General features: G+C 31.3%; 12 protein-coding genes. 3 read left to right on the top strand and 9 right to left on the bottom strand.

Features of this window, described 5'->3' with window-relative positions:
• Window positions 1-20 precede the first annotated feature (20 nt).
• The 3 genes from MHN29_RS06045 to MHN29_RS06035 all read left to right on the top strand — a co-directional run bounded on the left by MHN29_RS06045 (window position 21) and on the right by MHN29_RS06035 (window position 1,609).
• A complete protein-coding gene (locus MHN29_RS06045) occupies window positions 21-593 on the top strand; it encodes a sigma-70 family RNA polymerase sigma factor (RefSeq protein ID WP_150898372.1) in 573 nt (190 codons plus the stop codon).
• Window positions 594-599: 6 nt separating this feature from the next.
• Window positions 600-860 (top strand): hypothetical protein, encoded by a 261-nt coding sequence (locus MHN29_RS06040; protein WP_150898371.1) that lies wholly within the window; start codon window positions 600-602, stop codon window positions 858-860.
• Window positions 861-967: 107 nt separating this feature from the next.
• On the top strand, window positions 968-1,609 hold the full coding sequence (locus MHN29_RS06035; protein ID WP_235274261.1) for an O-methyltransferase: 642 nt from the start codon (window positions 968-970) through the stop codon (window positions 1,607-1,609).
• Between the two features lie 6 nt (window positions 1,610-1,615).
• Here the strand turns inward: MHN29_RS06035 and MHN29_RS06030 are convergent, their stop codons facing one another.
• From MHN29_RS06030 to MHN29_RS05990, 9 genes are all read right to left on the bottom strand, one after another.
• Entirely contained in the window at window positions 1,616-1,894 is a 279-nt protein-coding gene (locus tag MHN29_RS06030) for a twin-arginine translocase TatA/TatE family subunit (RefSeq protein WP_150898369.1), read from the bottom strand.
• Between the two features lie 93 nt (window positions 1,895-1,987).
• Window positions 1,988-2,281: a F0F1 ATP synthase subunit epsilon gene (locus tag MHN29_RS06025; RefSeq protein ID WP_150898368.1), complete on the bottom strand. Its 294-nt coding sequence runs from the start codon at window positions 2,279-2,281 to the stop codon at window positions 1,988-1,990.
• Window positions 2,282-2,320: 39 nt separating this feature from the next.
• Window positions 2,321-3,832 (bottom strand): F0F1 ATP synthase subunit beta, encoded by a 1,512-nt coding sequence (gene atpD / locus MHN29_RS06020; protein ID WP_150898367.1) that lies wholly within the window; start codon window positions 3,830-3,832, stop codon window positions 2,321-2,323.
• A 179-nt stretch (window positions 3,833-4,011) separates the two neighbouring features.
• On the bottom strand, window positions 4,012-5,385 hold the full coding sequence (locus MHN29_RS06015; protein WP_235274262.1) for an OmpA family protein: 1,374 nt from the start codon (window positions 5,383-5,385) through the stop codon (window positions 4,012-4,014).
• Between the two features lie 120 nt (window positions 5,386-5,505).
• On the bottom strand, window positions 5,506-6,699 hold the full coding sequence (gene kbl, locus MHN29_RS06010; RefSeq protein WP_235274263.1) for a glycine C-acetyltransferase: 1,194 nt from the start codon (window positions 6,697-6,699) through the stop codon (window positions 5,506-5,508).
• A 48-nt stretch (window positions 6,700-6,747) separates the two neighbouring features.
• A complete protein-coding gene (locus MHN29_RS06005) occupies window positions 6,748-9,870 on the bottom strand; it encodes a UvrD-helicase domain-containing protein (RefSeq protein WP_235274264.1) in 3,123 nt (1,040 codons plus the stop codon).
• 51 nt (window positions 9,871-9,921) lie between these two features.
• A complete protein-coding gene (locus tag MHN29_RS06000; RefSeq protein WP_235274265.1) occupies window positions 9,922-11,082 on the bottom strand; it encodes a metal ABC transporter permease in 1,161 nt (386 codons plus the stop codon).
• Window positions 11,075-12,199: a metal ABC transporter permease gene (locus MHN29_RS05995; RefSeq protein ID WP_235274266.1), complete on the bottom strand. Its 1,125-nt coding sequence runs from the start codon at window positions 12,197-12,199 to the stop codon at window positions 11,075-11,077. Before MHN29_RS05995 ends, MHN29_RS06000 begins: the two co-directional genes overlap by 8 nt.
• Window positions 12,199-12,936: a metal ABC transporter ATP-binding protein gene (locus MHN29_RS05990; RefSeq protein ID WP_150898361.1), complete on the bottom strand. Its 738-nt coding sequence runs from the start codon at window positions 12,934-12,936 to the stop codon at window positions 12,199-12,201. Before MHN29_RS05990 ends, MHN29_RS05995 begins: the two co-directional genes overlap by 1 nt.

Here is a 12,936-nt window from a genome sequence, read left to right as displayed (position 1 = left end):
AATAGCTTATATTTGACGCAATGAACCGAACTGATAAATCCAACACTTTATCTCCAAATAAATGGGTAGATAACTATGCTGATTATTTATTTAATTATGCTATAGTTCGTGTTAATGATTCCAATATAGCTAAAGATTTAGTCCAAGAAACATTTTTTGCTGGACTTAAATCTGCAAAAAACTTTGAAGGTAAATCAACCGAGAGAACTTGGTTAGTTTCAATTTTAAAGAGAAAAATAATTGACTATTATCGAAAAATCAATTCTAAAAAAGGTCAAGCTGAAGTTAGAATGAATTTTTATGATAATGGTGAAAATGAAGGTAACTGGATTGAGGAACGTGTACCTCAGTCTTGGAATAATGAAGCTGAAAAGAGTATTGAAAATAACGAATTAAAGTCTCAAATAGATGAATGTATAGGGCATCTTCCTGAAAAATACGCTATGGTTTTTAGGATGAAAACTATTCAAGAATTTGAAACTGAAGAAATTTGTAAGGAATTAGATATCACTCCGTCGAACCTATGGGTTATTATTCATAGAGCGAGAACTCAGCTAAGAAACTGTATGGAAAAGAACTGGTTTAATAAGTAAAAAACAATGTTTAAAAATTTTAAAATAACATGCGATGAAGCTACTACTATTTGTGATAAAGCACAATATGGTGAAGCTTCATTTTACGAGAAATTACAACTTAATTGGCATATTTTAGTTTGCAAAGTTTGTGCTTTATATTCTAAACAGAATAAAAAGATGACACACATTTTTAAAATGAAAGCTAATGATTGTAAAAACGAAACACAGTGTTTATCTAATAAAGATAAAGAAGCTTTAAAGGAACAATTAAGTCAATTTAATTAACGACTTTGATCTGAATAAGATCAATTTTTGATTTTTTGTTAGATTGAAACGGAATTTATGCTACAATAGATTCCGTTTTTTTATACCTTTGATTTAAAAATATATTCATGCATTTTCTTCCTGAAAAAATTGATGATTACGTTGTTAGTCATTCTCAACAAGAGCCTCAAATCCTTCAAGAATTAACAAGAGAAACTTGGCAAAAAATATTGAACCCAAGAATGTTAAGTGGTGCTTTTCAAGGTAGAGTGTTATCTATGATATCAAAACTAATTCAACCCAAATCAATTTTAGAAATTGGAACCTACACTGGATATTCTGCTTTATGTTTAGCCGAAGGTTTACAAAAGTATGGGATTCTTTATACTATTGATAAGAATGAAGAACTGGAAGAACTTCAATATAAATACTTTCAAAAATCTGAATATAGAGAACAAATCAAGCAAATTATAGGAAATGCTATAGATATTATTCCTTCTATAGATGACACGTTTGATTTAGTATTTATTGATGCTGATAAATCTAATTACTTAAATTATTTTGATTTAATTATCGATAAAATGAATACTGGTGGGATCATTTTATCTGACAATGTACTTTGGAGTGGTAAAGTAGTAGAAGCTTTAAATCCTAAGGATATTGACACAAAAATTCTTTTAGAGTATAATAGAAAGTTAAATGAAGATGATCGCTTAGAAACCATATTATTACCAATTAGAGATGGTTTGACTATAAGCCGAGTAAAATAAAAGTTTTTATCTTCTTTTAATCGGTCCTGTGAAGTCATCTATATTTTCTTTAACTTCATTTACCTCTTTATTAATATCCCTTACAAAATCGGTATCAATACCTTGATTTTTGGCGCTATCGTTTATTTCTTTTTTAATATCGTTAGTTGCGTCTTTAATTTGTCGCATACCTTTTCCTAATCCTCTTGCTATTTCAGGAATTTTATCTGCTCCAAATAACATCACCACTAATAATAAGATTACAAAAATCTCAGGCCCTCCTATAAATAAAAATATTCCGTTCATAAGTACAAAGATAATTAATTTCGATAGTTTAATGATTTATAAAACAAAAAAAGCCAAACACTATGTTTGGCTTTTTCTTATTATTTAAATCAATTAGTCTGCTAGAATAATTGCTTTATTTTCTTTCATTTCTAAAGTTCCAGACTTTATGCTTAAAGTTAAAACTTTATCATCTTCTGGTAAACTTACAATACTACCATGCAAGTCATCAAAAACTTTATGGTCTTGAGTATGTACATGTACTTTTACTGTTCCTTCGTTTAAAATAGATACAACTGGTGCGTGATTATTTAAAATCTGGAATTCACCATTTATACCTGGTACAGTAACAGAATCTACCTCAGATGAAAACAAAATAGCTTCTGGTGTTACAATTTCTAAAAACATAATTTCAATAGAATTAATTATTGTTAATTGTTAATTGAATTATGCTTCAGCTAACATTTTCTCACCAGCATCAATTGCTTCTTGTATAGAACCTCTTAAGTTAAACGCTGCCTCTGGGTACTTATCTAACTCTCCATCCATAATCATATTAAATCCTTTAATAGTGTCTTTAATATCAACTAAACATCCTGGGATACCAGTAAACTGCTCAGCTACGTGGAATGGTTGAGATAAGAAACGTTGTACACGACGTGCTCTGTGAACTACTAATTTATCTTCCTCAGATAACTCTTCCATACCTAAGATTGCGATAATATCTTGTAATTCTTTATATCTCTGTAAAATTTCTTTTACTCTTTGTGCAGTATTATAGTGCTCATCACCTAAAATTTCTGGTGATAAAATTCTAGAAGTAGAATCTAATGGATCTACTGCTGGATAAATACCTAACTCAGCAATTTTACGAGATAATACAGTTGTTGCATCTAAGTGAGCAAACGTTGTAGCTGGTGCTGGATCCGTTAAATCATCTGCAGGTACATAAACTGCTTGTACAGAAGTAATAGATCCTTTCTTAGTAGAAGTAATACGCTCTTGCATTGCTCCCATCTCTGTTGCTAATGTTGGTTGGTAACCTACCGCTGATGGCATACGTCCTAATAACGCCGATACCTCAGAACCTGCTTGTGTAAAACGGAAGATATTATCAACGAAGAATAATACATCTTTTCCTTGAGCTTCTCCTGCACCATCACGGAAATATTCAGCAATAGTTAAACCAGATAAAGCTACACGTGCACGTGCTCCAGGTGGCTCATTCATTTGACCGAATACGAATGTTGCTTTAGAGTCTCTCATTCCTGGTTTATCAACTTTAGATAAATCCCATCCTCCTTCTTCCATAGAATGCATGAAATCATCACCATATTTGATAATTCCAGATTCTAACATCTCTCTTAATAAATCATTTCCTTCACGAGTTCTCTCTCCAACTCCTGCAAATACAGATAAACCTCCGTGTCCTTTTGCAATGTTGTTAATTAACTCCTGAATTAATACTGTTTTACCTACTCCAGCTCCTCCAAATAATCCAATCTTACCTCCTTTTGCGTAAGGCTCAATTAAGTCAATTACTTTAATTCCAGTAAATAATACTTCAGTAGAAGTTGATAATTCATCAAATTTTGGTGCTTGACGGTGGATAGATAATCCTGAATCACCAGATTTTGGTAAGTCTCCTAATCCATCAATAGCATCACCAGTTACGTTGAATAAACGACCATAAATATCATTTCCTATTGGCATTTGAATTGGATTTCCTGTAGCTACTACTTCCGTACCTCTACTTAATCCATCAGTTGCATCCATAGAGATTGTACGAACCGTATCTTCTCCAACATGTTGTTGTACTTCTAAAACTAAAGTTGAACCATCAGCTTTTTTAATTTCTAATGAATCGTAAATCTTTGGTAATTCAGCATTTTCTGTATTAAACTCAACATCGATAACTGGACCAATAATTTGAGAAACTTTACCTGTTATTGTAGACATTACTATATGTAATTAAAGTTATTTAATTTGCTATGTGAGCTTTAGCTCCTTTTTTCAAGGTGCAAAGGTAATTTTTTTAAAGGAATTTAAAAAACCTTTTAAACTATTTTTCATAAAAAAAAGTATATAAAAAAAGCCTCGCAAATGCGAGGCTTTAATTATCTATGTTTTTGGTTAAATTATTTTACTAATTTAATCTCTACACGTCTGTTTTGTGCTCTACCAGCTCTAGTTTTGTTATCAGCGATTGGGTAATCTTCACCAAATCCTTGAGATGATAATCTGTTAGCAGCAACTCCAGCTTTACCTACTAAGTAATCTAATACAGCTTTAGCTCTTCTTTGAGATAACTTCATGTTAGTTGAAGCTCTACCTTGGCTATCTGTATGTCCTTGAATACTAAAGTTAGCTTTTGGATATTCTTTCATAATACCAGCAATTAAATCTAATTTACCAGTAACTCCTCTTCTAAAAGTAGTTCTTCCAGAGTTAAAGTAGATAGCTCTTGCGAAATCATTTAATTTCTTTACAGCCTCTTCTTTAATTACAACCTCAGGACATCCGTTGTTAGATGCAACTCCAGCAACTTTAGGACACTTATCGTCTTTGTCTAAAACTCCGTCACCATCAGTATCTGGCCAAGGGCATCCATTGTTTTCAGCTGGTCCTGCAGTGTTAGGACACTTATCTTTACTATCAATTACACCGTCTCCGTCAGCATCAGGACATCCGTTGTTAGCTTTAGTTCCTTTTTCAGTTGGACAAGCATCATCTTTATCAGCAATACCGTCACCATCTGTATCAGGACATCCATTCAAAGCAGCTAAACCAGCTACTTCTGGACAAGCATCATCAGAATCTTTGATTCCATCACCGTCAGTATCAGGACATCCGTTGAATTCTTTTAATCCTGCAACCTCTGGACAAGCATCATCTTTGTCATATACACCATCTCCGTCAGTATCTTTACCTCCGAATTTGAATACTAAACCAACTGAGTGTTGGAAGTGATCTTGTACTTTACCAGCAAATTCTTTCTTAGCTCCTGATTGAAAGTTTAAACCTAAATTTTCGTTGAACCAAGTGTTAAATCCTAAACCTGCGTTTAACATTCCTTCAGAACCTTCAGCTCCTGCAGCGTTAACACCGTTAGTATAACCTCCACCTAAATATACATAAGGATCAAACCAAGAAGTATCTCCAAATAAATTATTTAAGTCATATTTTACGTTTGCATCGATAGCCCAGTAAAGCTCATCAGTATCATTTTCACTGTTTACAGTCTCAATTTTATTTAAAGAACCTGCTAACTGTAAAGTAAAACCATCGTTTAAATATCTGTCAACAGTAATTCTAGAAATAGAAGGTAAAACATTCCAGTCACTAGTACCGATATAATCTTTTGCATAATCTCCAAACTTAGTTGGGATTCTTACGTCAACTGCGTTGACACCAAATCCAACCGCCCATGGGTTGTCTGAATCCTGTGCGTTTATCGTTCCAATAGTAGCGAACGAAAACAAAGCTATCACAGCTAATTTGATTTGTTTCATTATTAAAAATTTAAATTAAAAGTTCGTTTATATATAGCGCAAATGTAAGTTGTAAAAACTTATTTACAAAAGCAAATCTACAAAAACTTATAACAATTACAAGTTTTTACCTTAATATCTTTATATCACATTTAACTCTTTTCCTACTCTAACAAAAGCATTTACGGCTTTATCTATATGCTCTTTTTCATGTGCAGCTGATAATTGAACTCTAATTCTAGCTTGCTCCTTTGGCACTACTGGATAGAAAAATCCAATTACATAAATTCCTTCTTCTAATAGTTTATTAGCCATCACTTGTGATAACTTGGCATCGTATAACATTACAGGTACAATTGCTGCATCTGCACCTACTAAATCAAAACCAGCTTTTTCCATTTCAGTTCTGAAATAATTTGTATTCCACTCTAATTTATCTCTTAAAGTAGTGTCATTTGATAACAAATCAAATACTTTTAAAGAAGCTCCTACAATTGCTGGCGCTAATGAATTTGAAAATAGATATGGACGTGAGCGTTGACGTAAGATTTCAATAATTTCTTTTTTACCTGTAGTATAACCTCCCATTGCTCCTCCAAGAGCTTTTCCTAATGTCCCTGTAACTATATCTACACGATCCATTACATTTTTCAGTTCTACTGTACCTCTTCCTGTCTTTCCTATGAATCCAGCTGCATGGCATTCATCAACCATTACTAACGCATCGTACTTATCTGCTAAATCACAAATTTCATCTAATTTAGCTACAATTCCGTCCATAGAAAAAACTCCATCAGTTACTATGATTTTAAATCTATGGTTATGTTTATTGGCTTCTATCAATTGTTCTTCTAATGAAGCCATATCATTATTTGCATAACGATATCTTGCTGCTTTACATAAACGAACCCCATCGATAATTGAAGCATGATTTAAACTGTCAGATATAATGGCATCTTCTTTTGTTAATAAAGGCTCAAAAACTCCACCGTTTGCATCAAAAGCTGCTGCATATAAAATAGTATCTTCTGTTGTATAAAAATCTGCTATCTTTTTTTCTAAATTTTTATGGATATCTTGAGTTCCACAAATAAAACGTACTGAAGACATTCCAAATCCATGAGTATCCATTGTATCTTTTGCTGCTTGAATTACCTCTGGGTGATTTGACAACCCTAAATAATTATTTGCACAAAAGTTAATTACTTCTTCTCCTGTTGAAACTTTAATTACTGCATCTTGTGATGATGTAATAATTCGTTCAGATTTATACAATCCAGCATCTTTAATATCTTGAATTTCTTGCTGTAATTGTTCTTTTATTTTTCCGTACATAATTTATGTTTGAAAGTTGTTTGCTTTTTAAATGGTCAAAGTTAGCTCTTATACCTCTTCAATCAAATTTTTTTCATTAATATATATGAGGAGCTTTTTCTTCACTACATAGCCCATAGATTTTAATACTCGTTCATACCTCAACAATTGTTGATGATAACTTTTAGATGGCTTACCTGTTTTATAATCTATAATTATAATTTCTCCGTTTTTATCAAAAACAAGTCGATCTGGAATCATAATTTGGTTATCTACATCAACAATTTCTCTTTCATTATAAACTGTTATATTCTCTGAAAAATACTCTTCTAGCAATGGGTGATTTACGATTCTATTTATATCTTTTTTTATAAACTCTGAATCTTTATTATCAATAATTCCCTGCTGAACATATTGATTTATTACTTTACTAACATCTTCTTTTATTATTATTTTCGACATAATCTCATGAATAAGAATCCCGAATTTAATAGCTTCTTCCTGTTCTGTATTCCATAATTTTGATGCACTCGCTAGCATCTGAATATTATGTTCTTTCCAAGATGTTGAAATAAATGCTTCTTGAATATTTGTTGATGACACCTCTTTTTCCTTTTTTACAAGCCTTTCTATATTTCCAAAAGAGTACTCTAATTCATCTTCTTTCCATTCTTCTATTTTCTTCAAATAATTAATAAAAATTCCTGAATAGTAATTTGTATTCTCTCCTGTTTTTGTAATCCTTTTTTCTGTTATGACATGCAATTGTTCAACTGGTCTTGTTAAAGCTACATACAACAAATTAAAATTATCTAATTCTAATTCTTCTCGCTGATGATTATAGATTTCCGCTCCAGTAGCATTTAAATAGCTCAAATCTTTACTAAATGGAACTAATAACTCATTAAAACCATTAAAATTTTCTGGCAATTTATTTAACCAAATCTTTGGATTTATTTGTCGATAAATATCCAAATCATAAGGAAAAATAACTACCGGAAACTCCAGTCCTTTAGATTTATGAATTGTCATTACTTGTACTGCATTACCACTTTCTGGTACTACTATACTCAGATTCTGTTTTTTCTCTTCCCAAAACTCCAAAAACTCTTGAATGCTAGTTCCTTTTCTTTGTTGCTCCAATACAACATCTAAAAAAAACTGAACATAAGCATCTGATGAATTAATTAATTTAAAACTTCGAATTATTTCTTCTACTTTTTCATAAAAAGGCAATTGATGAAAAGTTGATAATTCAAATGAAATTCCATAGTCTTTTAAATTTTGAAATATTGTTTCATTTGACTGATGAATAAACTCCGAAATAAATGAATGTTTGTTTTTTTCAAAATTTAAATGATTATGCAAAAAGTACAAGACTTCTAACAAAGTTTCTTTATCATTTGAATATTGAAGTACACGTAATATGTTAACTGTAAAATTAACTTTAGTACTATTTTGCAACAACAATGTTTCTGAAGAAATAATATTAATCCCATTTTCCGATAAATAATTGGCTACCGCTATTCCATCCTTCTTTTTTCTCACCAATACACAAATCTCATTCAACAAGAAATCATCTTCTAAACTTCGAATGATTTCTAAAACTTTCTTTGGGTATTTTATCTGTTCATTTTCTTTTTCTTCTTCCTTTTCTAAAAAAGATATTGAAACAAAACCTCCTTTTTTTGAGTTCTCCTCTTGCTTATTTCCTTCAATAAACAGTTGTTTATAATCTTCATTTTGAAGAAAGTTTGCTGTATGTTGAAAAAATGAATTATTAAAATTCACTACCTCTGAAAAACTCCTATAGTTTCTTTCTAATGTTTTTACTTCTTTTGGTATATAAAATGGATTTCCTTTTTCTGACCCTAAGTTTATAAACTGCTCTGCTTTACCTCCACGCCAACGATAAATAGCTTGTTTTCCATCTCCAACCAATAATAAACTTGCATTTTCTTGAGACAGTGCATTATTTATTAAGGGAATTAAGTTTTGCCACTGCAATACAGATGTATCTTGCATTTCATCAATAAAATAATGCATAAATCGCTGACCAATTCGTTCATAAATAAACGGCGCTGGTTGGTCTTTTATATTATCAGATATTAATTGATTAAACTCTGCATTTAACCGAAGATTGTTTTCTTCTTTTATTTCTGTTAATTCTAAGTTTATATAATTTAAAACGGCTAACGGAATGATACTTTTTAACACCAACTTATTTAACAAATGCTGCTGATACAACTTCTCTGATTGCATATACAGATTTAGTAATTCTGGTAAAATTTCTTCTATAGTCGTTTTAATATCATCTGATTTAGATTTCGAATAAAAATTATTCTCTTCTATCCTTTCTCTAAGTTTCGAATCTTCAAAAAACTTTGCTTTATCAGGACTTTCAGACAATGCTACAAAATGATTAGGCAACATTGACCTATAAAAATCTTTATGACTTAATTGAGCTTCTTCTATAATTTGCAATCCCTTGTTTCCAATTTCTTGCAAATTTTCTTTTATCTCTTTTTCATGTTTTGACAACTTATTTTTTAGTCCTGTAAAGTCTTCTAATTTTTTATCTGCTAGCTGTCTAAAATGCTCTGTATCATCTTCGTTTAATAAAATCCTAGAAAACTCGCTTAGCTCTCTTGAAATATCCCATGACTTGTCATCATCCGCTTTATCTAAAGAAAAATCAATTAATAACTTCGTTAAATCTTTATCTGTTCCAATTTTAGAAATTAAAATATCAACTGCTTCATTCAACAGTGAAATTGCATCCATTTCAACTTCAAAATTTAAAGACAGCCCTAAGTCATATGCAAAGCTTTTTATTATTTTATGAGTAAAACTATCAATTGTAGTTATTGAAAAAGCTGAATAATTCTGTAGAATTGCTTCTATAATCTTTTTACTCCTTTCTTGAATAATTGATTTCTCAACTGGTATTTCATTAATTATTAGTTGGAACAAATCGTTTTCTATTCCTTCTGAAAAATCGTGTAAATTTTCCAATACACGTTCTTTCATCTCTCCAGCAGCTTTGTTTGTAAAAGTTATGGCTAGTACTTTTTGAAAACGAAAAATATCATTAGAATTTAACAATACTTTTAAGTATTCTTTTACTAATGTAAAAGTCTTTCCGCTTCCTGCTGATGCGTTATATACCTGAAATGTTGATACTTCTTGCACAATTATTTTTTAGATGCTAATTGCACGAATTTACATAAAGTTCCTTTGTTTTTAACCTCTAAACAAAAAGAAATCTTTTTTCATTGATTCTATTTCAGAATCATCATTTGTTATGATATAATCTATTGCTTTCTCTGTAAAGGCCTTTCCCTTTTCAGTCAGCGAAATAATTTTATTTTCTATCAAAATCATGTTGTTTTTCTCTGCTAATTCCACAATAGATTTAGCTTTAACTTTATGCCAATTGATATGTTCATTTAAATGATTTATATGTCTTTCTCTTTCTTCACTATGATTATTTAAATGTAATAAAAAAGTAAGCAACTGTACTTCTTTTTGTTGTTGCTTATTCCTATACAAAACAGAAATTAACCCTTTATTGGGCGCAAATAAATATACTATTAGAAAAACAATTCCTAAGATGGTTGTCATCGAACCAGATATGGAAGCATCTAACCAATGCGCAACCCAATAACCAATAATTGCCGATAATACTCCAAAGACTACTGATAACACTAACATTTTTTTTAAATCGTTAGTTAATAAATAAGCAGTAGCAGCCGGTGCAATCATTAAAGCAACTACCAAAATTGCTCCCACCGCATCAAATGCCCCAACTGTTGTTATAGATGCTACACTCATCAATCCATAATGAAGTATTGCTGGTGAAAAACCTAATGCTGTTGCCAATCCTTTATCGAAAGTACTTACTTTTAATTCTTTAAAAAAAGCTAACAAAAGACCTAATGTAATTAATAAAATAGTACCAATTATCCATAACGATTTCGGACCTAAATCAACTTCATTTATCAGTAATCTATCAAAAGGTGCAAAAGCTAATTCACCTAACAAAACTGCATCAACATCTAAATGAACATCGTTTGCATTTTTAGCTATTAAAAGTACACCTATACTAAATAATGCAGGAAACACTAATCCAATTGCCGTATCTTCTTTAACTAGTTTTGTTTTTTGAATATACTCTACTAAGACAACCGTTATTATTCCTGATAAAGCTCCCATTAAAATAAGTAATGGAGAATTTAAATCGTGTGTAATAAAAAAACCTATTACCAATCCAGGTAAGATAGAATGACTTATAGCATCACTAATCAATGCCATTTTTCTTAGTACTAAGAACACTCCAGGTATTGCACAGGCAATTGCCACTAAGCTTGCTATTAATTGTATTTCTATCTGAGCACTACTCATTTTCTATATTTTGATTATATAAGTTTCCAGCAAATTGATAACCTTCTTCTGTCATTGACCACATTTTACCTTCAACTTTGATATACTTTTTCTCTTCTAACTTTTTTAAAGTCCCTCTTGTATACCCCTGAAAATTATTTAGAATTTTTACGGCATGGGGATGAGATTTATCTTCATGAGTTTTTACTAAATCAAACATAAAAGATAGTGTTTTGTGCAATTTCAAATCTCGTCGGTTTTTTAAAAAACGTATTTGACGAAATAACAAACCTCTTGTTGGTGAAAAAATAAATGAAATAACTACAAATATTGCTGCTACTAATACTATTACTGGGCCTGTTGATAAATTGGACTGACTTGAACTAATCCCTGTTCCAACAACACCTGCTAGTAAACCAAAAACTGCTGCTAGTATTACCATAGTACTTAAACTATTTGTCCATTGCCTTGCAGCTGCAGCTGGTGCCAATAACATAGCGCTCATTAAAACTACTCCAACTGTTTGCAATCCTAAAACAATAGCTAAAACAATAAAACCAGTAATTAAAGCGTCTATAAATTTTATATTAAAACCTAAGGTCTTCGCATAATCTGCATCAAATAATAGCAGTTTGAACTCTTTCCAAAAAAGTAATAACACTAGTAAACAAACCCCAGTAACAATTACCATAAACCAAACATCCTTAACTAATAATGTTGCTGCTTGTCCAAACAAAAACTTATCTAAACCAGATTGATTTGCATTGGGTTGCTTCTGAATGAATGTTAATAACAACATTCCAAATCCAAAAAACACTGAAAGAATTAACCCTAAAGCTGTATCTGTTTTTAAATGTGTATTCTTAACGATTCCACGAATCCAAAAAGCACCAATAAGACCACTAATCAATGCCCCTAACAATAACACATTTGTATCTTTTGTTCCTGTGATTAAAAATGCTATTGCAATTCCTGGTAAAGATGCGTGAGAAATTGCATCACCTAGTAAACTTTGTTTTCTTAATACAGCAAAACTTCCTAACATTCCACAGATAGCTCCCAAAATTGCAGTACCAATTGTTATCGTACGAAGTGTATAATCGGAAAAAACGAGTTTAAAATATTCTTGTAAATCCATTATTGCTGCACACTTACTTTATAATTAATTCCGTAAGTCTTGGTTAAGTTATCATCATTAAATATTTCTTTAACTGGACCTGTAGCAATTTTCTTAACATTCAAAAAGGTTACCCAATCAAAATATTCAGGAACTGTCTGCAAATCGTGATGTACTACAACTACGGTTTTTCCAGCTTTACGCAACTCTTTTAGTATATTAATTATTGCTATTTCTGTAGTTGCATCTACACCCTGAAATGGCTCATCCATAAAATAAATTGAAGCATTTTGAACTAAAGCTCTTGCTAAAAAAACACGTTGTTGTTGTCCTCCTGAAAGTTGAGATATTTGCCTGTTTTTAAATGGCAGCATTCCTACTTTTTCAAGCGCTTCTAATGCTGCTTTCTTTTGAGCTCCTCCTGGTCTTTTAATCCACCCTAAACTTCCATAGGTTCCCATCATCACAACATCTAATGCTGTTGTCGGAAAATCCCAATCTACACTACCTTTTTGTGGAACATAGGCTACCAACTTTCGCTGCTTCTCGTATGATTTTCCATATACAGAAACACTTCCAGCAATTGGATTTATAATACCTAAGATCGATTTTATCAAAGTAGATTTTCCTGCTCCATTTGGCCCAACAATTGCCATTAAAACTCCTTCAGGAATAGCTAAATCGATATCCCAAAGTACAGGTTTATAATTATAAGCTACTGTTAAATCGTCTACTGTTACTGCATATTTTGTTTCCAT

Origin of the sequence: Tenacibaculum sp. Cn5-46, from assembly GCF_022347705.1 — a bacterium.
In the GTDB taxonomy this organism is placed as follows: domain Bacteria; phylum Bacteroidota; class Bacteroidia; order Flavobacteriales; family Flavobacteriaceae; genus Polaribacter; species Polaribacter aiptasiae.
Note: the sequence above shows the minus strand (reverse complement) of the source record. Positions and strands in the feature narration are given on the sequence as shown.